Origin of the sequence: Fischerella sp. JS2, assembly GCF_032393985.1 — a bacterium.
Classification (GTDB): Bacteria; Cyanobacteriota; Cyanobacteriia; order Cyanobacteriales; family Nostocaceae; genus Fischerella.
In genome coordinates, this window is record NZ_CP135918.1 from 2,197,691 (window position 1) to 2,216,756 (window position 19,066).

Genomic DNA, 19,066 nt, shown 5'->3' on the forward strand with positions numbered 1-19,066 from the left:
CTATCTTTTCAGCTGTTACGCTTACAATTTATATCCTTAATAATTATTAGGAAAAGCATCAAACTCTCTCCCCATTGCCCCTAATTCCCACTCCCTTAGGGAAGTGGAGACCGGTGAGTTCCCCATCTCCCGACCCTTTTATTCTCTAGCCTGAGAATACGCTGGTTCAATTACCCGTCCCCGTCTGAGCAAGCGATCGCCTTTCAATAAAGCAGGAGTGATAGTGACGTAATCTTTGGTGTCAGGATCAATACTTGGCTCGAAATCAAAAAAAGCGCGATCGCTCGAGGGATTACTTGGTTGGTAAATTTGCGTACGAATTCCTTGTTCCATTAAAATCTGGGGCAAAATTTTTGCTAACTCCAGCATCATTTGGGGTTTATCAAGAAATGACGCGCCTATTAGTCTTTGCAGAAAATTTAATAGTTCTGGCAGTTCTTCTATAGCGCGATCATCAAAAGGTTTATTCCCTTCTTCAACTCTAGCGACTGCTAAGTCTATCGTGTTGAGAGCATCCCCAAGATTATCTAGAAGAATCTTGCTATCAAATTTTAGGGTTGCTTGGGGTAATTCTCTTAACTCAGCAAAATTTGAATTATTTTCCTGTTTATTTTTGTCAAGTTGCAACACCACCTCTAGTCCGATCAGCACAGAAGCTAGTAAGATAGCCATCCATGCACCAGGGGTAGTTTCAGTTAAATAGAACAACCAACCTAAAATACCTATATAAAGAAGTGCCTTGAGCAGTTTCAGAATTAACCTGTTCGCAGACAAATTTGTAATTTGGTTAGTGATTGGCTTTGCTTCTAAGAGACTCATTTGAGAAACCTGAGGTGCAGCGAGAGTAGCAATTGATTGGCGCAATGCATCTAAAAAAAAGGAAGCTAAACGTACCTGAGCCACATTTAGCTCACTTATATAAATTCTTTCTAGATGATCAATTCTGTTTTGCACCAACTTCACTACTTGTTCAACACTGATTGCCTTGTCAATCTCTTCCTGGAGTTGGTTACGTTCTTCACTAAAAAGTGTAAATAGTTTTTTCATTACTAATACAAAAGTGATAATTGCCTAACTTGAAAAATTAATGTCTAATCTAAATCTACTCTTGCTGATAATAAATAATAGGTAAGAAGACTAATAATCACCAAATACCACTATTGCCACCAACGGAAAATCCATCTGTAACTATCCGTGTACCCTACCTTTCGGGTTCTGCTTCGCAGTACGGGAAGCCGATGGGCGCGTCTACATCGGTGTTCATCGGTGGTCGATATTGTAAAATATAAATTTTGCCACAGCCCTAATCCACATTAGTAAATCTTTACTTTTTAAGGTACGTTAGAGCGCAGCGCAACGCACCACAATGAACAGTGCGTTACAGTAAAAAATTTTTTTCGCTATCTTTTTTTCATCTCGTACCGTAACACACCCTACCAACTATTCTCTTTACCACATCCCCTTCTTTCATTTCCAGTAGATATAATTAAACGTAAAATCACATCCAAAAAACTCTGCCAGGAAGAAGATTTTTCTCCCTCCGCCTGTTTTTTAGTTAATACTCCCTTCTCTAATTTAAAGCAGTTCGATTATATCTAATAATCCAAAATCCAAAATCCAAAATCTAAAATAGGTATATTCCATTTGATTTTTTTCTGAAATACATTGGAAAGAGCCTGTAAATGTAATTACAGACCCAAACTATTGTTTTCAGCTAAAAATTTTCTTCCATGCAATTGCAATTTGAATCAACAGATATATTTACTGACATCGACCCTCGGCTACAAAGACTACTTGAACGCAAAAGCCGAGGAATAACCATAGCTGCTACTACATCAACTGAAAAGGAAGAGGTTGCAGTTATTGCTAAGGTAAATAATTTCAAGGAATGGCTATCTATGAACGAAGTCTATCCGGGTGCTAACTTGGGTAGTACGCCCAATGGTGAGCGAATTGTCACAGGTAGAATTCCAGTTTCTCGAATTGAGCATATAAAGCAGTCCAAGTGTGTGGTTAGCTTGAAACCAGCACAAGCACTAAAATCAACTATAAATATTAATTCTCCAGCAACTGCCGCTATCCAAGACCTTTATTCTCAAAATTCTCTAGAAGAACAGGGAAGTGGTGTTGTAGTTGGTATTATTGATGTCGGTTGTGACTTTGCTCACAAAAATTTTCGTAATCCTGATGGTTCTACCAGATTACTAGCTTTTTGGAACCAAGATGGTCATCCTAATCCTAAAAGTCCCTATGGATATGGTCAAGAATATAGGCGGGATGAGATCAATCAAGCACTTGGCGCAAGTGATCCTTATGCTGTCTTAGAATACGAACTAGAAGAAAGGGCCCACGGCACTCACGTTATGGATATTGCCGTTGGTAACGGACAAGGGAGTGGTTTTTCGGGTGTAGCCCCCGCCGCAGATATCGTGTTTGTTCAACTATCTCAAAATGAATATACTCCTCTGATTGAAAATGGTGAAAAAGCCGTAGAAAAGTGTTTTGGCGATACGGTGGCCCTGTTGGAAGCAATGACATATATCTTTAATATTGCTGGCGATCGCCCTTGTGTAATTAACATTAGTCTGGGGCTGTATGGTGGGCCTCATGACGGGACAACTTTAGTTGAACAGGGTATTGATGCTTTAGTTTCCGAAAAGCCAAACCGAGCTATAGTAATTGCTGCTGGTAATAGCTACGATACAGGCATTCATGCATCTGGAATTGTGTTGCCTAATCATCACTTTGATCTCCAGTGGCAAATCCCTCACAGAAATCCTAGACAAAAAGAAATAGAAATATGGTACGATGGAGGTGATCGCTTTCAACTAGAAATTATTGCTCCCGATGGTAGTAGTCTGGGTCGGGTGGATTTGGGAGAAAATGGAGAAGTAGTAGACAGTGAAGACAACACCATTATCTTCTTCACTAACCGCCACTGTGATCCCAATAACAGAGATAACGTTATTTGTGTATTTATGGAACCTGATTTACCAGGTGGGATTTGGACGCTACGCCTCCACGGAGTTCATGTCATCAATGGGAAATTTCATGCTTGGATTGAGCGTGAAGATCAAAGTCAAACTTGTTTTGTTCCTCCCCACGATAATACCCACACCCTCAACACCATCGCCTGTGGATATAAAAGTATCGTGGTTGGTTCCTACGATAACACTAAAACCAATAAGCCCCTATCATTCTTTTCCAGTTCCGGCCCCACACGCGATGGACGGCAAAAACCAGATTTGATTGCCCCTGGTCATCACGTCTGGGCTGCTGCCTCACGCACAGCTACTCAAGTTATACGTATGTCTGGTACTAGTATGGCTGCTCCTGTGGTGAGTGGGGCGATCGCCTTAATGTTTGCTGAAGCCCTTGCTCACAACCAGTCACTCACCATTGAGGAGATTTGTGAGCTTTTGGCAGCAAGTACCCAAAAGAATTTTCTTATACATAGCCAACCGGAACGTTATGGCTATGGAGCGATCAACCTGAATGCAGCTGTGTCAGCTGTACAAGACAAGTTTACTCGGCTATGATATTATGATTCCAGGCATATTTTAACTAAATTTTCCTGTAATGTTATAATGGACGATTTGGTTTTCAGGAAATGAATAAAAAGCACTTACGCTTGATTAAATGCTCAGGCAACAAACTTAAAAAAATAGAACCGAATACAGTAGACTGGGTGCGACAAAATGAAAGTCCCGACGAGCCAATCGCAGTCACAGTAAAAGTGGCTGAGGATGGTTATATACCAAATTTTGTTAACCTCCGCGCCCAAATATCACCTAAGCTATTCACGGCAACAGTCACAGAAACAGATTTACATAGATTAGAAGCAGACCCACGCGTTATATCTTTAGGTATGCCCAGACGTTTACATGCAACAATCTAGTTTCAGTTCGGCTAGTTTTGTGTAGAAGAGCATTCAAACTGAAAGCACCTGTTTTTATGACGTCTATTGTGAATTCATGGTTCCTTATCTGTTTTCATATAAAGTTTTACATTTTTTTACAAAAGGGTGGGCTATATGCTCATCCTTTTAACTTTAAAATTTTGGAATTGTAATGTGATTTGCGATCGCAACTGATTGCTAAGTAAGGTTTTAAACGCACCAGGGACGCAAAAGGAACGCGAAGGTACGCAGGCGCTTTTCGTATTGGTCAAAAAAAGAATTTATCTGTGTACCCTGTGGGAAGCCGCCCTTACGGGCGTCTACATCCGTGTGCATCGGTGTTCGTTTAAAAAAATAACTTTTGCAAAATGGCTTTGAGGGGCTACCTTGGATATCTTGGGTTTGGACCGTGCTTTCGTTTAAAAAAATAACATTAAAAGTTTAACTTGTGATTAAATTTTCTTGCACTTGGTGGGGCGATCGCGGCCTAAAAGCCTTAGAAAAATTCACCAACGAAGGTAGACTGAAGATGGACTGAGGTTTTTGTGGAACAGACGTGAAAATTGTCAAAGTTACCCAGGATAACTTTAATGAGTGGCTAGATCTAGCTTTACAATTATGGTCAACTGAATCAGTCGAACAAATGCAGGCAAGTCTGACAAATATTCTCCAATCTCCTCGTGAAGATGGATTTCTCATCAGAACTGATGATGGAACAGCGATGGGATTTATGAATCTTTCTTTGCGCTATGAGTATGTTCCTGGTGCTACTCAGAGTCCTGTTGCATATGTGGAAGGGATTTATGTGAAAGATGAATATCGAAAACAAGGTGTGGGTAAATCCTTAATCCAGTATGCCCAAAAGTGGGCACTGGAACATGGATGTGGGGAACTTGCTTCAGATGCTTTACTGGAAAATAAAGCAAGTTACGAGTTTCATACAAAAGTAGGGTTTCAAGAAGTGGAACGAATTGTAACCTTTATCAAGCAAATACCTTCTTCTGAGTGATACTCCTATTGCAAATGATGATCTTTACCTTGTTGCTACCATCAAAGCCAAAGGTGCAACTCATATTTTGACCTGGTAACAGTATAGATTTTATTTGCAAGGATGCGATCGCTTTTTTATGTATGTGAATAGCGATCGCCATATCTTCTGATCTGTCTATTCTATTGCGATCCTCTTCATAGAAAGAATTAGAATATGAATCAAGATTAAACGGGAGCGTCCCCACCGAACTATTTTGAATTTTGGCTTGCTTATGACCAATATAAATATTTTCTTGTCTGACTCAATGAAAACCTTTGTTGAGGAACAAGTTACAAAAGGTGGCTATGGTTCAATCAGTGAATACCTTATAGAGTTAATCAATCAAGATCAACAACGCAAGGCTCAAGAATATACAGAGGAACTTTTAATCGAAGGACTTGAGAGTGGAGAAGCAATAGAAGTTACTGATGAATGGTGGGAACAAAAACGTACACACCTGATGAATAAGCTGCGTCAGGGACAATAATGACAAAGTGGATAATCATCACACCCAAAGCAAGTTTAGATATAGATGAGCATTTTGCTTACATTGCCCAAGAAAACCCTGATGCTGCACTCCATTTTTTTGATGCTGTTAGAGAAACTTTTGCAGAGTTAGCAAGAATGCCTGGAATGGGTAGATTGTATAAAGTGCAGAACCCTCGTTTACAAGGCTTGCGTAAGTGGGCTGTTAAGGATTTCAAAAAGTATCTAATTTTTTACTTTCAACAAGACGAAAACATCCAAATTTTGCGAGTTCTCTATGCTGGAAGAGATATTGAGAGAATTTTGGAACAAGAACTGTAGTGTGTAGGCGATCGCTTTTTTATGGATATGAATAGCGATTACAAATTCCATCCCAAAAATAACAGATCCTCGACTTTTTCAAAAAGTCGGGGATCTTGTTTTTCGTCGAGTTTCAAGTTCTGAAGTTGGAGTTTCTCGTTGCAAACTTGAACCTACTTTTTATGTGAAAGCTAATCTCTCTACTTCCTCATTTTTCACCTGTTTACTGCTGATAGTATCTAATCACCTCCAGCGTTTTTTGGTACCATTGTGTGTTTCCTTGTTGTCGAAAAAGATCAGCCGCTTTCTGTAAATCCGCAATTCCACCTTGCTTGTCTCCCAATTGAACACGGGCTATACCCCGAGTGCTATAGGCTATGGCTAAGTTGGGATTAATTTTGAGAGCAGAGTTAAAATCAGCGATCGCTCCTTGATTGTCTCCCAATTGGACAGGGGCATTACCCCGACTATAATAGGCATAGGCATCGTTAGGATTAATTTTGAGAGCAGAGTTAAAATCAGCAATTGCTCCTTGCTTGTCTCCTAAATCACTGCGGGCTATACCCCGGTTGTTGTAGGCATCAGCATAGTTAGGATCAATTTTGAGGGCTAAGTTGTAGTCAGCGATCGCACCTTGCTTGTCTCCTAAATCAAAGCGGGCTATACCCCGACTATAATAGGCTAAAGCATAGTTAGGATTAATTTTGAGAGCTAAGTTGTAGTCAGCGATCGCACCTTGCTTATCTCCCAATTTACTACGGGTGGAACCCCGCAAGCCGTAGACATCAACTAAGTTGGGATTAATTTTGATGGCAGTGTTGAAATCAGCTATAGCCCCTTGCAAGTCTCCCAATTGGCGACGGGCATTACCCCGACTGCCATAGGCATAGGCATCGTTAGGATTAATTTTGATGGCAGTGTTGAAATCAGCAATTGCTCCTTGATTGTCTCTCAATAGGTTGCGGGCTATACCCCGTCCAATGTAGGCTTGGGCATATTTGGGATTAATTTTGATGGCTTGGTTGAGATCAGCGATCGCCCCTTTATAATCTCCCTTGTTATACTTATCCCTAGCCTGAATCAAGAAATCATCAGCTTTGGGTGCTGTAGCAACAGGAGCATTAGGAACAGGGACTCCCACATCAATCCCAGCTTTTGCTGACAGTCGCAAAAAGGTATTAATGGGAATGCCTAAATTAAAACCTGTTTTGATTGCTTTAGTATCTAAATCTGCTCTACCGTGAACTCCGATTAGTTCACCCTTTTCATTCAATACTGCACCACCGCTCATCCCATCTAACGTATCATTGCTATAAACTAACGCATACCCATCACGTAATGGTTTTGAGGCATTAGCAGTAATTTTCCCATCACTGAAAGTATAAATTGACTGATTAATCGCATAAGTCGGTGCAGGAAATCCAGCGACATAAGCAATTGTCCCTTCTGTGCTAGCATCAGAGTTGCCAATTTTTGCCACAGTGTAATTTTGAGGGCTAGTAAACTGGACTATGGCTAGGTCTACATCATTTGGCAGTAGCTTTACACTGTTGTAGTTAACTGCATAACTTTTGCCATCAGGGGTAGTAATTTCATAATTATCTTTGACATCTACCACATGAGCAGCTGTGAGGACGGTATATGTATTACCCTCTTTTTTAAGAATTACTCCAGAACCGTACTTTGGCTTTTTACTTTCAATTAATACGGTGATTTGTTTGGCAATTTTATTAACTTCAGTTGATGATAGCGCTACAGCCACTTGCGTTTGCACAAGAGCAATTGTGACTCCAATTAGCGCTGGTGCTATTTTGTAATAAAATTTCATGATTTATTTTCCGAAATACAGATACGCTTCCACATCAATATTCACTGGATCGTTGCTTGTGTCGCCCCCACTTTGATTTGTGGTGTTTCCAGCAGCCAAGGCACGGCGATCCATTATTTGGCGTAAAGTAGCGTCAGGATTACTACCTGGTTTGAGAGTGAATAATAAAGTCGTATCTGTACAAGCAGCATTTTTTTGAATAACGGCACACACAACAGGCTGTTTGTTGAGAGTACCTGCTTTGATATATCTCAGCGTACCGTTATCATAACTTCTTTGAAATCTGTCAGATACCTGCTGACAGCGTTGCTGAGGTGTTAAACCTTTACTACTAAAATACTGGGAAACCCAACGAATCACTGGTAGCCTCTTGCCATTTTGGGTACGAACAAATGTTGTCGGTACACCATTGCTTTGACCACAGTAAAAAGTTGTGTCTCCAGCGTAGCTTGGTTGATTGAGGATAGCTGTTGTCGCAAATGTAGTCAGTGCAGCTATACCGAAAACCCTTACATTCCATGTCAAAGGTTGATCAGATATCTCCAGTTTCATAAATGCAAACTAAGTAAAATAGGGTAAACCACACTTTTGCAGGAATACAATAAGCTACAACCTCAAATGGCAGCATTTCAGATTATGCCTTAGATATAGTAGTAAAATTAGTGTGTCTATATGAAAATAAAGCCTTAGGCTCACATTTTACAGTAATATCAAGGCTGCACAACATCCCGCCCTCAAATAAATTTGGGGCTAATAGCTGAAGTTTACTAAAGTAGACTAATCTTTTTATTGAGTCATCTAAAGATAAGTTCGTTCTATTAGCTTTTGGATTTTAATCCTTAGCAGTATTTTATACTGGTGCAAGTTATCAATTAAGATAAGCCTGGTTTACCCTACTCTAGGACAAGCGCTACATCCTACAGGAAGGCGATCGCTTACGATTAGTTAGAATTTGAATCTCTCGCTAATTGTCTTTTAGTTGTGCCTTTTTTCGTACTTCTACCTTCTTCCATAAAAGAATATTGTAAAAATAAGCTTAAGATATTATCAAATAAATTAACTAACCAATATTTAATGCTAAAATTCACTTTTTTTTGCTTGCTTACAATCTTTTGCAAAATATCAGGTTTAATTTTTTCGTATTCTGTTTTCAAGATTGTTTTACTTTCATTAAGAGAAGATATTGTATTTAGTTTTTGACTAGAATTCAACCAATATAATAGTTGCTGACGCTGAGATACACTCAGAGTTAAGGTGATGACATTAACACAAGCTGTCGGCTCTTCCAATGCGAAAAAGAGTAAATGGTAGTAGCCAGTATTTGCTAAACTTTGTACTAGTTTTTGTCCTTTAGTATCTTTTAAATCTAAAAAGCAAGATAACCAGCGTGTCAGTTGAACTTGAGCATCTGATAAAACCGTTATCCACAAAACAATAGGATATATATTTTTTTGAAAAATAAATTCTGTATAATTATTTTTATCCATAAATTTATTTATTTCTTTTTTAGATAACATCGCCCAAAAAGTAGGTACGCTTCCTTGTTGTGTAGGCAATAAATGTGAAAAACAAATTGGAGCTATTGGTTGGTTTTTCGGCCAAGTTTTCTGTAAACAAAATTTTTCTGATAATGAGGTAATAGGTATTAAATGTACTAGTTCTTGACTTTGAACATTTTTATTGTTCTCAATGATCAGATTATTATATTTACGCTCTAACTGTTCTAATACTACTAATATCTGACTAATATTTTGAGGGCGATCGCTTACTTCTTTAGCTAAGCAACTCATCACTAATTTTTTTAGCTCTTTGGGTATAGATATCTGAGGTGCTATATCTTCAAATATAGGGGGCATTTCAAAGCGATGAGCTTGATACCACTCACCAAAAGAATTGCTTTTAATTTGGAATGGATGTTTGCCTGTTAGCATTTCAAACATCAACACTCCTAAACTGTAAATATCTGAACGCACATCTAAGAGTTTACGTCCTTCCATATGTTCTGGAGAACAATAAGGTAAACTGCCAATAAAAGACTCAGCTAGTGTAATTCCAGCACGCTCAGTTAAAAATTTGGCAATACCAAAATCTAAAATTTTGACAATTTTATCCTTACTATCATCTTCGATAAGAAAGATATTTTCTGGTTTAATATCTCGGTGAATAACTGGGAAAATTTCTCCTTTAATACTAACACCCTGATGAGCGCACTGTAAACCCAAACAAATTTGATGACAAATTTCTAAGAAATTTGGTATTTTAAAAGTCTCATTCTTCAGAATTTGTTTAAGATTTTTTCCTTGTAGATACTCCATGACATAATAAGGAATTTTGTCCTCAGTGACACCATAACTCAATACTCGAACGATATGTGTACTTTTGCGTCCTAATTGAGCGCCAATAAAAATTTCTCTAGCAAAGCGTTGAGAAAGTTGTTGATTAGCTAAATTCATTGACAAAATCTTAACTGCAACTGCCATACCTCCTTTTGCAACATCTTCTGCTAGGTAGACTCTACCCATTCCACCTTTGCCAATTAAATCTCTAATCAGATAACGATTATTGAGAAATTTACCAATATAAGCATCTAATTCTGTTTTTTGTGTAACTTGATGATGAATTTTTTGTTGCAACATAAAATAAATTATTTTCTAGTATTATTAATATTGGAAAAACCAATTTAATATATAATTTTATGGTCAAAAAGAATCAACATTTTTAAACCTTATTTATTTACTATTAAAATCAATGCAAGTGATTATAAAAGTTTGACAAATTCATCCCAGTAAAAATATGTAAACGCCTGTTAAACTGGTTTAACATATTTATGAATTGACAAGTATGAGAAATTACACTGAAACTGAAGGATTAGTTAAGAATATTCGGAATTAAATAAGTAGTTACACTGATTTTTTAGTGGTTAGTAGTTGCTTGTCTATGTGTTTCCCTTTTCAAACTCTACGCCGATTGCTACAACAGGAAGAGCGAAAATTTTGAGTTCTCACGGGAATTTAGCTAGAGTTTTATCATCTCTTCTACCAACTTTGGGTAGACTGCGGAATGCAGAAGGCAAGAAATAAGTAGTTTTAGGGGTTGGTGAGTCTCCTATACGTAACCTGTGTCACCTAACGTGTGGCTGCTAGTGCAATTCCATAGCAGAGTTCACAATAAAGTTTGGAAAGTTTCTTTTACACATAGCTGCCATCTGTCTTCTGGCTTTCAAGACAGATAACAGCTAACTTCCTCAGAGACTGAAAATTTAAATTTTGCTGAGAAATTTATAAGAAGTTTTTAAACAAAATATCAGTTTTATAGCTATTAACTCTTATATAGCCATAATTTTTAGACTAATTATTCAAGTCATAATTATTTTAAAGTTCAAACTGAAAGCAGTATATCTAATTAATGCATTGAGGTATTTGACTTATGAAATTAAAACATTTATTAATATTGAGTTTGTCTTCTGTTGCTATAGTTAGCTGTGTTCGAGAAATAAAAAACAATCAGTCTAATAAAAGTCTTATGGCTGTAAATACATCTGTTCCTATGTCTTCAACTCAGGCGGAGTCCCTAGTTCAATTAGCACAATCTCAACAGTCAACTGTTACCAAGTCAGGTACCTTTATTTCTGGAGAACATACTACTCAAGGAACAGTCCGTATTACAAACAAAGACGGTAAATTGTTTCTAGAACTTGATCAGTCGTTTAAGACATCTGAATCAGGGCCAGATTTAGTAGTAATTTTACATCGTTTAGATAACGTACTTAATTCAACTAAATCACCATCCTATCCTTTAAAAGAAGGAGACTACATTATCATTGCTCCCTTACAAAAATATAGTGGCACTCAAATATATTCCATTCCTAGCAATATCAATTTAGTAGACTATAAATCTGTCGCTATCTGGTGCCGCAAGTTTAATGCTACTTTTGGTACTGCCAATTTAAATTAGTCAAGATTAACTAACAACTTAGTGAAGTACCTCACACTTCCTAAAACTACGTGTGAGGCTTCCTAATCTCACTTAGAGAATGCGAATAATATGTAGTATCAATGTAATTGTTTAGGAATAAATTGATACGAATCTAGGTTTTTTTAACTTGCAGATAGCATTTGTTTAAGAGTTTTATTAATTTCATGAATCTAAAAAATACTGTATTTAGGCATTTTCATTCATTAATAAAAAGTGATAACAATTCAAATCAACTATAACTAAAAAATGTAGCAGTTAACAGTAAAGTTATATTTAATAGTCTTAGTTGATTATTAAAGTCTTACTTGACACTTAAAATCTAATCAAAACAGTGAAGCAAATCAAAAAAATTTGGACAATTATAGACCCATTTTCATTACATTTACGCCTAACGATTGGCATTACTACATTTTCAGCTTTGGTATTAGGTAGCCTCGCTACATGGACTAGTTGGAAAATGCAGCAAATTTTAATTGATAGTCATAAAAATAATATAGAACAAATAGCTAAGCGTTTCCCACAAGATGTGCAAATTTATAGTGAAATGATGCAACCTGAAATCGGTTTGCAAAAGGCTATTAATAATCTGGCGGATACTAATACATTCTTATGGTTAAAAAGCCCTGATAATAAAATACTGGTAAAATCTACCACATTAGATTTATTGCCTAATTTTATGGTAGATGAGTTGATGTCTTTAACTAATATGTCAATTCAATCACAAGTTTACAAAGTTAATCAAAGTTACTTTGTTTTATGTGGTGGGTCTGTAGAAGTGCAGGGTAAGTTACTAGGTGAGTTATTTGTAGTTAAGGATATTACTCGCGAACAAACAATGTTTGTGGTAATGGTACAAAGTTTAAGTATTACTAGTATTTTGGCAATTATTGTACTAATAATTGCGATCGCACTTTATATTAAGCATTCCCTGCAACCTCTGCGTCAGCTAAGTCAAATGACTGCTGTCATTTCCGCAGAAGATTTAGGCAAAGCACAGTTATATCTTGATAATGCACCAAGCGAAGTCAAAGAATTAGCTCAAACTTTAACTATGCTATTATCACGCCTTTCCCAATCATGGGAGCAAGAGCGAGAATTTGTAAGTAATGTTTCTCATGAGTTACGTACACCTTTAACGATTGTACATGGTTATTTGCAAAGCGTCTTGCGAAGACAAAATAACTTAACTCCAACTCAACAAGAAGCTTTAGAAACTGCTGCATCGGAAGCTGAACGTACCATTCGTCTGCTACAGGATTTACTTGATTTAGCACGAGCAGATAGTGGGTATTTGCAGTTTCAGATGAAATCTTATGTTCTGAATGACTTAGTTGAAGAAGCCGTGATGATGGCAGACAAATATAGCGATCGCGTAATTACAATCGACTCAATCAAATATCCAATTGAAGTAAAAGCAGATTACAGTCGTCTCAAACAAGTATTACTGAATTTAATTGATAATGCTGTGAAGTATTCTGAAGCTGGTACACCTATAACTTTGAAGTTGAATCAAATTCAGGACAAAGCTATTATTCAAGTTTACGACAAGGGTTATGGCATTCCTTTACAACACCAAGCCCGTATTTTTGAGAGATTTTATCGTGTAGATGAATCTCGGTCTCATGCAAGTGGGGGTTGTGGTTTGGGTTTATCGATTGTCAAAACACTTGTAGAGGGTATGGGGGGTAGTGTGAGCGTACAATCAAAATTAGGAGAAGGAAGTACTTTTACAATCACTTTACCTATATAGTTAGTCGCAGCAGACAGGGATACAAAGTAATTGGTAATTGGTAATTAAGATACTGATGAATTTACAATGTCCAATGCCCAAGCTTTATATCATAAGTAATTAGTCGGACATGATATAAGTGGTTGGACAAAATTACATTTATTTGTGGAGATCAAGCAACAAAATCCAAAATCTAAAATCAGATGACCAATAATTCTGGACAGAGTACAAGCCTCCAGAGATAGCTGTGGGGTTAATCCAAAATCTAAAATCTAAAATCAGATGACAGCACATATCCTTTTGGTTGAAGATGAAGTCAAACTAGCGCGATTTATTGAATTAGAACTGAGTAGCGAAGGCTACAAAGTGAGTATAGCCCATGATGGCATCACTGGGCTAACTTTAGCACGAGAGTCATCGCCTGATTTAGCAGTTCTAGATTGGATGTTACCAGGACTGTCTGGTTTAGAAATTTGTCGCCGTCTGCGAGCAACAGGCATTACAATACCAGTAATTTTGTTGACAGCAAAAGATGAAGTCAGCGATCGCGTAGCAGGATTAGATGCAGGAGCCGATGATTATGTAGTTAAGCCTTTCAGTATTGAAGAACTGCTAGCCAGAATCCGCGCCCATCTCCGCCGCAGCCAAGAAACAGATGAAGACTTGTTGCAGTTTGCAGACTTAAGTTTAAATCGGCGCACTCGTGAAGTACTTCGAGGTAAACGAGCAATTGAATTAACAGCAAAAGAATTTGACTTACTAGAATATCTCCTTTCATATCCCCGTCAAGTTTTTACTAGAGATCAAATTTTAGAAAAAGTTTGGGGTTACGACTTTATGGGTGATTCTAATATTATTGAGGTTTATATTCGTTATCTACGGCTCAAGTTGGAGGAAAATAACGAGAAGCGTTTAATTCATACAGTGCGCGGTGTGGGTTATGCATTGCGGGAGTAAAATCGTACATTGCTGAAGAGCGATCGCAGTTGAGTTCATCATGTACCCACGGATGGCAAATTTCACAACAATCCTCGATAACGAATAAAAACCAAAATAACCGCCCATGATCCCAAGGCGACTTTTACTGCCACCAGAATATTAAGTATGGGGATAGCCCCGCCACTAACAAGGGCGCCCAATTCTCCGTGCGGTAATTCTAATCCAGCCAAAGTTATCACCGCTAGTACAATGAAAATTAGAATCGAAACCTTCTCCCATGTAGCAGCGTGCCAGCGCTTGTAGATCGCCTGCATCCACTGCGATGATGAAGTAATCGCCACTAACCCGATCGCTGTTCCCCCCGCTACCCCGGCCGCAAAACCACCACCAGGACTCAAATGTCCCCGAATTGCCAGTTCGATACCCACCAACGCGGCAATTGTCGCTCCCAGGCGTGCCAGTACAATTGATGGTTGATCTGTGAACTGATAAATCGTACAGGACGGTCTTTCATTCGCCAACAGAAAACTGGCACCCAAGATCGCAATTGTAAATACCACTACTTCAAAAATAGTGTCGTACAGACGATTCCTAAAAATGATACCTGAAACTGCATTTGGTACTCCACTATCTCTTACAACCGACTCAACAATAGAGATCGACAAGTCCGGTGCTGGGTTGGGAATGACGAGCATTTTTACGTACAGTGCTATCCCCGCGACAATATATACCCATTTCATCAATGCTTCTCCTCTAACTCTGGTGTAATTACATAGGTTAGGGTTGTCCCTGGTAATGAAATTTCGTTTTGTATGATGTCATAGATGCGTTGAACCCTGGTTGCGGTGTGATATGATCTCTGTTCATCCCCAGGTACTGCACCTTTTTGATCGCTGTATTCTGCTTGACTACAAGTCGCATGGACTTCTTTTTCCAGCAGCGCTCGGTGCAAAGCCTGCGTATTTGTGTAGGTTACTAATTCAAGGCGCATATGGCGTTTGCCAAAAATTTTTCGTAACTCATCCATCAGTTGCCCAAAATGGTGATCTTCATCTGCCTCTGCTGACTCGTCTCTAATCACGCCTAGACGCATTACCAATGAGGAACGCACCGTTATCGCGTAGAGAGTAATCGCGAGCATAGTACCCACCAATGCTTCAGTCAAAGCAACATCCGGCGCTCCCAAAACTGCATATACCAATGCCGCCACTGCTCCCAGGATGCCACGGATGACTAAGGCATGGTATGGATTGACCTGAAGTACCAGCATAGATGCAGCCAAAGGCAGCAGGGCGATAATGATGTAGATATAACTATCAGTCATTGCGACCTCCGCTACTAGAACAGTATGCCAACACATACCCCAGCATCGTATTCCAGATTGCCAAAGAGATAATGGCGAGAATAAGTAACGGCCATTCACTGGGTATCTTCAGAAGCAACCCAAAGATAATGCTCATTGATCCCAGGGTATCCGCCACTGAAAGACTATGCAGCTTGAATAATACTGATCGCTTGCCGAGCAGGTGAGAGGTTCCCCAAAACCAGAAGACGATTCCGACCCCGATGCAGATATAGCTAAACAGGTTGATCATAAGTAGCTGGATAAAATTTAACAGGGAACAAGAAAATCATGTGTGTAATTAATTCTGCTTAAGTACTTATCTCACTCATTTGGTACATCATTCATTCTTTTAATTACATGTGCTAGCAGCATTAATGCGGCATTCCCCACACTCAAGATAATTACCCCGACAACACCGATCATCCAATCATCGCGCAAGACAGATACTACCAAAATCATGACTGAGGTCTTAGTCGCGATACTGGAAAATGCCAACATCTTCTGCCAGACATTATCATCCTTCCATGCCTCATAGAAGGGGATGAGCAAAGCCAGAATCATTGCAATCAGTACCAAGTTCAGATTATTCATGCTTTTTTCTTCCTCCGTCGAACTCGGTGTACTTCATACCAGCCATCTTCGTGGTATTTCAAGACAACAGTCTTTGGCGTAAAAGTGATCAGAAATATATCCAAAAATATGAGCCCGGGCGTCCGTCCTAGTTTTACTCGTTCTAGAGTGACATCTTCTTGGGTATGGGGACGAAGGATGATTTCAAAAGCCTCTATGTAGGCCTGTGGAATTGCCACGATCACCTCACCCAATGCCCGTAGCCAATCCTTCAATCTTCCTGGGGCTTTGGGACCCCCCGGCAATAGGAGTGCGATACTGACGCCAATAATGATATTTGCCACACTCAGATTAGCGGTGAGCAGAAACCAGATGATCAATCGCAATATCAGATTCAAATACCCAATCATAAAATCTCACGGGTGGTGTTGAAACCTATATCCTTCAGGTATTGGAGAAAACACGACTCGGCACAGTTGCGTGCCGTCAATGATATAACAGAAGTAGCCACAATGACCTTAATTAAGTGGGTGAAATTCCCCGTAGCGGGACGTTCTAGTTAAAAGGTTTTTAACTGAAACGGTTGAATCAGTGCAATGCACTCTAGTTCCAGCCCCTACAAGTAAAAACAATTGAGTGAGTGAAGCAACAAGCATACAAAAGTAGACCCAATGGTAAGTTTATGCACTGCCGGAGGGAGTAGGGGCAATTGATGCCGCCCTAGAGGTTAGCCTGTTAAAGAATCCCATCGGCTTTAGCCCTGTGGGAGTGTCAAGCAAACACCATCCAGAACAACAGGATCAACATCAAACTCATCATCCCGATCAGATGCTCGAATTGCTCAAGTACACGCGGTAGCTTGAGTACTGACCGTTGAAAAATCAAAAAATATGCCACCCAGCCAACGCCGATAATCGCAAGAGGTTTGATGATATTCGCGACGGTATACGCCTCGAAATACACGACATTGGCCACAAACAGACCACCAATCAATAGAACAACTGCTGGCCAGAAACCGGGTTGTACTTCCCCTTGTCCGCCACGCGGTAGAAAGATGAATTTGGCAAATGATATTGCTGTTCCCAGGGCCGCAACGTTCATAGCGATCGCTTGCCAAGGAAGTAAATTCTTTGTTGTCAAAATCTTGGCCCCAAAGCCAGACAACATGGGAAAGCCTGAGATCGAGAAACTGGCAATGACTAAGGCAATCCAGACCCCAGTATGAATCGGCTTCTGTTGCAACTCCTTGAAGTTGCGACTAGGTAAAGCTCCGGCGGTCAGAAAAAGCGCCGATTTGACCAGCCCGTGTGTCAGCGCATAAAAGCCACCGACTTTCGGTGCAGCAAGGATAAAGCCCAACTGCGAAACCGTGTGAAACGCCAACATCCGCTTGGTATCTTTTTCAAAGACGGCATAGAACACTCCCAGCAGCGCCGTTCCAACTCCAAAGAACCTGACTATCGGATCAACCTCATCTACCATCAGCGCACAACGCACCAACGGATAGACACCAGCTTTGACCACAATTCCCGACAGCATGGCCGACACGGGTGTTTCCGCTTCGGAATGGGTTAAGGGTAGCCACAATCCCGAGACAAAGATTCCTCCCTTGACCAACAGTCCCAAAAAAATTAGAGCAAGGGCTTCGGGAGGTGCGCCGCGCAAACTGGCAAAACTAAACGAATGATTTGCTTTATATGCCAGCACGGCACCAACTAGATAAAACAGCATTGCCACGTTGCTGATAAACAGATAGCGTAAAGCCACCCAAATTGAGCGATCGCTGCGAGGATAGGCTATCAAGAGAAACGCGGCAATCCCGCTCACCTCTAACGCCACATATAAACTCATAAAATCCGCACAGACAAACGCGGCATTGATGCTGCCGTGCAAAATGATTGTCTGGGCATAAAAAAAAGCTGTCTTATCGCTGTGCCAACAGTAGAGAATGACCGCCACCGTTACCAAGGCATTTGTCAATATGAAGTAGCCACTCAATTGATCGATCACTAATGTGACGCCGAAATTATCCAGTAATTGCAGTGTCAGTGGTGAGCGATCAGCAAATAGCTGCAAGGCATATCCGCCTGAAACAAGGGCTATGCCCAGTGCGAGGTAGCGATCCAGTGTGGGGAGTAGATAAATAATGAACCCCATAAAAAACGGCAGTCCAATCCAGGCGATTGTAAAGGTACTCATGGCGTATTATTCTTCTCGATTTCGTTGCTTTCTAATGTGGGATTATCCCGTGCCAACTTCATGACACCGACCAGCATTAAGGCTTGAATCGAAAAGCCGATCACAATCGCCGTTAAGATGACCGCCTGGGGAACCGGATCGGAGTAAGCGACATTTTTGACGTCTGAAAAAATAGGTGTGAACAAGCCATCTCGTGATGCTATCAGCACGTAATAGGCAATAACCCCCGTACTCATGACATCCATAGAGATGATCTTCATAACAAGATTTTTTTTAAAGATGATGCCGAAAAATCCGCACAATATTGTTGCAAATATACATGCTTCTAACACGGGAATTGCCTGTTGGATAAGGGTTGACCGTAATGTTATGGGGAAAAATAAACTATTTCTATAGGACTTTGATAATTCCTTAAGAATTAACAAGTCTGTTGGCTATAGTTGTACGATTTTATCTAGATAAGGTTTTTTGGAACTGTGGTCTGTTCGTTGACTTTCTCCCAACACCTTCTTTTGATATGGACAGAACACTTGATCCTGGGTTTGCCAACTAGAAATTTCGTCAACCCGACCACACCATGACTCCAAGCATTTTGGTATTGCTAATACAAATGCGTGTTTCAATTGACGCTACTCCTTGTTGAGTCTGATGCAAAAGCCACTTCTAATAAGTATTTTCGCTTAACTTTGTACCTCTTATTGGCAAAGTTCCATCTAAATTTTCAATAGAAATGCATTGATAAAAATCTATATATTAAGTCAGTTAAA

Annotated in this window: 19 protein-coding genes; 8 read left to right on the forward strand and 11 right to left on the reverse strand. The window is 39.5% G+C overall.

Annotated features, from left to right (window positions below; genetic code table 11):
• Window positions 1-138 precede the first annotated feature (138 nt).
• Complete coding sequence (locus RS893_RS09160) at window positions 139-1,047, reverse strand: hypothetical protein (protein ID WP_315790887.1); 909 nt, start codon at window positions 1,045-1,047, stop codon at window positions 139-141.
• A 683-nt stretch (window positions 1,048-1,730) separates the two neighbouring features.
• On the opposite strand from RS893_RS09160, the gene RS893_RS09165 reads away from it, so the two are divergent.
• The 5 genes from RS893_RS09165 (at window position 1,731) to RS893_RS09185 (ending at window position 5,735) form a co-directional block, all read left to right on the forward strand.
• Window positions 1,731-3,539 carry a S8 family peptidase gene (locus tag RS893_RS09165; RefSeq protein ID WP_315790888.1) on the forward strand — a complete coding sequence of 603 codons (1,809 nt, stop codon included), beginning with the start codon at window positions 1,731-1,733 and terminating at the stop codon, window positions 3,537-3,539.
• A gap of 71 nt (window positions 3,540-3,610) precedes the next feature.
• On the forward strand, window positions 3,611-3,898 hold the full coding sequence (locus tag RS893_RS09170; protein ID WP_315790889.1) for a hypothetical protein: 288 nt from the start codon (window positions 3,611-3,613) through the stop codon (window positions 3,896-3,898).
• A gap of 556 nt (window positions 3,899-4,454) precedes the next feature.
• The gene (aac(6'), locus tag RS893_RS09175; RefSeq protein WP_315790890.1) at window positions 4,455-4,907 is read left to right on the forward strand and encodes an aminoglycoside 6'-N-acetyltransferase; all 453 of its coding nucleotides are present in this window, start codon (window positions 4,455-4,457) and stop codon (window positions 4,905-4,907) included.
• A 253-nt stretch (window positions 4,908-5,160) separates the two neighbouring features.
• On the forward strand, window positions 5,161-5,415 hold the full coding sequence (locus tag RS893_RS09180) for a ribbon-helix-helix domain-containing protein (protein WP_315790891.1): 255 nt from the start codon (window positions 5,161-5,163) through the stop codon (window positions 5,413-5,415).
• Complete coding sequence (locus RS893_RS09185) at window positions 5,415-5,735, forward strand: type II toxin-antitoxin system RelE/ParE family toxin (RefSeq protein ID WP_315790892.1); 321 nt, start codon at window positions 5,415-5,417, stop codon at window positions 5,733-5,735. The genes RS893_RS09180 and RS893_RS09185 overlap by 1 nt, the downstream gene beginning before the upstream one ends.
• Before the next feature lie 202 nt (window positions 5,736-5,937).
• Here the strand turns inward: RS893_RS09185 and RS893_RS09190 are convergent, their stop codons facing one another.
• From RS893_RS09190 to RS893_RS09200, 3 genes are all read right to left on the reverse strand, one after another.
• On the reverse strand, window positions 5,938-7,542 hold the full coding sequence (locus RS893_RS09190; protein WP_315790893.1) for a tetratricopeptide repeat-containing S1 family peptidase: 1,605 nt from the start codon (window positions 7,540-7,542) through the stop codon (window positions 5,938-5,940).
• A gap of 3 nt (window positions 7,543-7,545) precedes the next feature.
• Window positions 7,546-8,094, reverse strand: coding sequence for a COP23 domain-containing protein (locus RS893_RS09195; RefSeq protein WP_315790894.1), 549 nt, complete (start codon window positions 8,092-8,094; stop codon window positions 7,546-7,548).
• A gap of 389 nt (window positions 8,095-8,483) precedes the next feature.
• The gene (locus tag RS893_RS09200; protein ID WP_315790895.1) at window positions 8,484-10,178 is read right to left on the reverse strand and encodes a serine/threonine-protein kinase; all 1,695 of its coding nucleotides are present in this window, start codon (window positions 10,176-10,178) and stop codon (window positions 8,484-8,486) included.
• Between the two features lie 790 nt (window positions 10,179-10,968).
• Between RS893_RS09200 and RS893_RS09205 the strand changes: the two genes are divergently transcribed.
• The 3 genes from RS893_RS09205 (at window position 10,969) to RS893_RS09215 (ending at window position 14,203) form a co-directional block, all read left to right on the forward strand.
• Window positions 10,969-11,496 carry a DM13 domain-containing protein gene (locus RS893_RS09205; protein WP_315790896.1) on the forward strand — a complete coding sequence of 176 codons (528 nt, stop codon included), beginning with the start codon at window positions 10,969-10,971 and terminating at the stop codon, window positions 11,494-11,496.
• Window positions 11,497-11,848: 352 nt separating this feature from the next.
• On the forward strand, window positions 11,849-13,267 hold the full coding sequence (locus RS893_RS09210; protein WP_315790897.1) for a sensor histidine kinase: 1,419 nt from the start codon (window positions 11,849-11,851) through the stop codon (window positions 13,265-13,267).
• 261 nt (window positions 13,268-13,528) lie between these two features.
• Entirely contained in the window at window positions 13,529-14,203 is a 675-nt protein-coding gene (locus tag RS893_RS09215; protein WP_315790898.1) for a response regulator transcription factor, read from the forward strand.
• 62 nt (window positions 14,204-14,265) lie between these two features.
• On the opposite strand, the gene RS893_RS09220 is transcribed toward RS893_RS09215, so the two are convergent.
• From RS893_RS09220 to RS893_RS09250, 7 genes are all read right to left on the reverse strand, one after another.
• Window positions 14,266-14,925, reverse strand: coding sequence for a Na(+)/H(+) antiporter subunit B (locus tag RS893_RS09220; RefSeq protein ID WP_315790899.1), 660 nt, complete (start codon window positions 14,923-14,925; stop codon window positions 14,266-14,268).
• Entirely contained in the window at window positions 14,925-15,509 is a 585-nt protein-coding gene (locus RS893_RS09225; RefSeq protein WP_315790900.1) for a DUF4040 domain-containing protein, read from the reverse strand. Before RS893_RS09225 ends, RS893_RS09220 begins: the two co-directional genes overlap by 1 nt.
• Complete coding sequence (locus RS893_RS09230; protein WP_315790901.1) at window positions 15,502-15,780, reverse strand: monovalent cation/H(+) antiporter subunit G; 279 nt, start codon at window positions 15,778-15,780, stop codon at window positions 15,502-15,504. The genes RS893_RS09225 and RS893_RS09230 overlap by 8 nt, the downstream gene beginning before the upstream one ends.
• A 71-nt stretch (window positions 15,781-15,851) precedes the next feature.
• Window positions 15,852-16,121: a hypothetical protein gene (locus RS893_RS09235; RefSeq protein ID WP_315790902.1), complete on the reverse strand. Its 270-nt coding sequence runs from the start codon at window positions 16,119-16,121 to the stop codon at window positions 15,852-15,854.
• Complete coding sequence (locus RS893_RS09240) at window positions 16,118-16,510, reverse strand: Na+/H+ antiporter subunit E (protein ID WP_315790903.1); 393 nt, start codon at window positions 16,508-16,510, stop codon at window positions 16,118-16,120. Before RS893_RS09240 ends, RS893_RS09235 begins: the two co-directional genes overlap by 4 nt.
• A 361-nt stretch (window positions 16,511-16,871) precedes the next feature.
• A complete protein-coding gene (locus RS893_RS09245; protein WP_315790904.1) occupies window positions 16,872-18,299 on the reverse strand; it encodes a cation:proton antiporter in 1,428 nt (475 codons plus the stop codon).
• Window positions 18,296-18,631, reverse strand: a complete 336-nt coding sequence (locus tag RS893_RS09250) for a cation:proton antiporter subunit C (RefSeq protein ID WP_315790905.1) — start codon at window positions 18,629-18,631, stop codon at window positions 18,296-18,298. The genes RS893_RS09245 and RS893_RS09250 overlap by 4 nt, the downstream gene beginning before the upstream one ends.
• Window positions 18,632-19,066: the final 435 nt, after the last annotated feature.

Excerpts from the sequence above, each read along its gene's own strand:
- RS893_RS09220 (WP_315790899.1), bottom strand. The coding sequence starts at position 14,925 with ATGAAATGGGTATATATTGTCGCGGGGATAGCACTGTACGTAAAAATG.
- RS893_RS09160 (WP_315790887.1), bottom strand. The coding sequence starts at position 1,047 with ATGAAAAAACTATTTACACTTTTTAGTGAAGAACGTAACCAACTCCAG.
- RS893_RS09165 (WP_315790888.1), top strand. The coding sequence starts at position 1,731 with ATGCAATTGCAATTTGAATCAACAGATATATTTACTGACATCGACCCT.
- RS893_RS09245 (WP_315790904.1), bottom strand. The coding sequence starts at position 18,299 with ATGAGTACCTTTACAATCGCCTGGATTGGACTGCCGTTTTTTATGGGG.
- RS893_RS09225 (WP_315790900.1), bottom strand. The coding sequence starts at position 15,509 with ATGACTGATAGTTATATCTACATCATTATCGCCCTGCTGCCTTTGGCT.
- RS893_RS09180 (WP_315790891.1), top strand. The coding sequence starts at position 5,161 with ATGACCAATATAAATATTTTCTTGTCTGACTCAATGAAAACCTTTGTT.
- RS893_RS09185 (WP_315790892.1), top strand. The coding sequence starts at position 5,415 with ATGACAAAGTGGATAATCATCACACCCAAAGCAAGTTTAGATATAGAT.
- RS893_RS09205 (WP_315790896.1), top strand. The coding sequence starts at position 10,969 with ATGAAATTAAAACATTTATTAATATTGAGTTTGTCTTCTGTTGCTATA.
- RS893_RS09190 (WP_315790893.1), bottom strand. The coding sequence starts at position 7,542 with ATGAAATTTTATTACAAAATAGCACCAGCGCTAATTGGAGTCACAATT.
- RS893_RS09240 (WP_315790903.1), bottom strand. The coding sequence starts at position 16,510 with ATGATTGGGTATTTGAATCTGATATTGCGATTGATCATCTGGTTTCTG.
- RS893_RS09235 (WP_315790902.1), bottom strand. The coding sequence starts at position 16,121 with ATGAATAATCTGAACTTGGTACTGATTGCAATGATTCTGGCTTTGCTC.
- RS893_RS09195 (WP_315790894.1), bottom strand. The coding sequence starts at position 8,094 with ATGAAACTGGAGATATCTGATCAACCTTTGACATGGAATGTAAGGGTT.
- RS893_RS09230 (WP_315790901.1), bottom strand. The coding sequence starts at position 15,780 with ATGATCAACCTGTTTAGCTATATCTGCATCGGGGTCGGAATCGTCTTC.
- RS893_RS09215 (WP_315790898.1), top strand. The coding sequence starts at position 13,529 with ATGACAGCACATATCCTTTTGGTTGAAGATGAAGTCAAACTAGCGCGA.
- RS893_RS09200 (WP_315790895.1), bottom strand. The coding sequence starts at position 10,178 with ATGTTGCAACAAAAAATTCATCATCAAGTTACACAAAAAACAGAATTA.
- RS893_RS09170 (WP_315790889.1), top strand. The coding sequence starts at position 3,611 with ATGAATAAAAAGCACTTACGCTTGATTAAATGCTCAGGCAACAAACTT.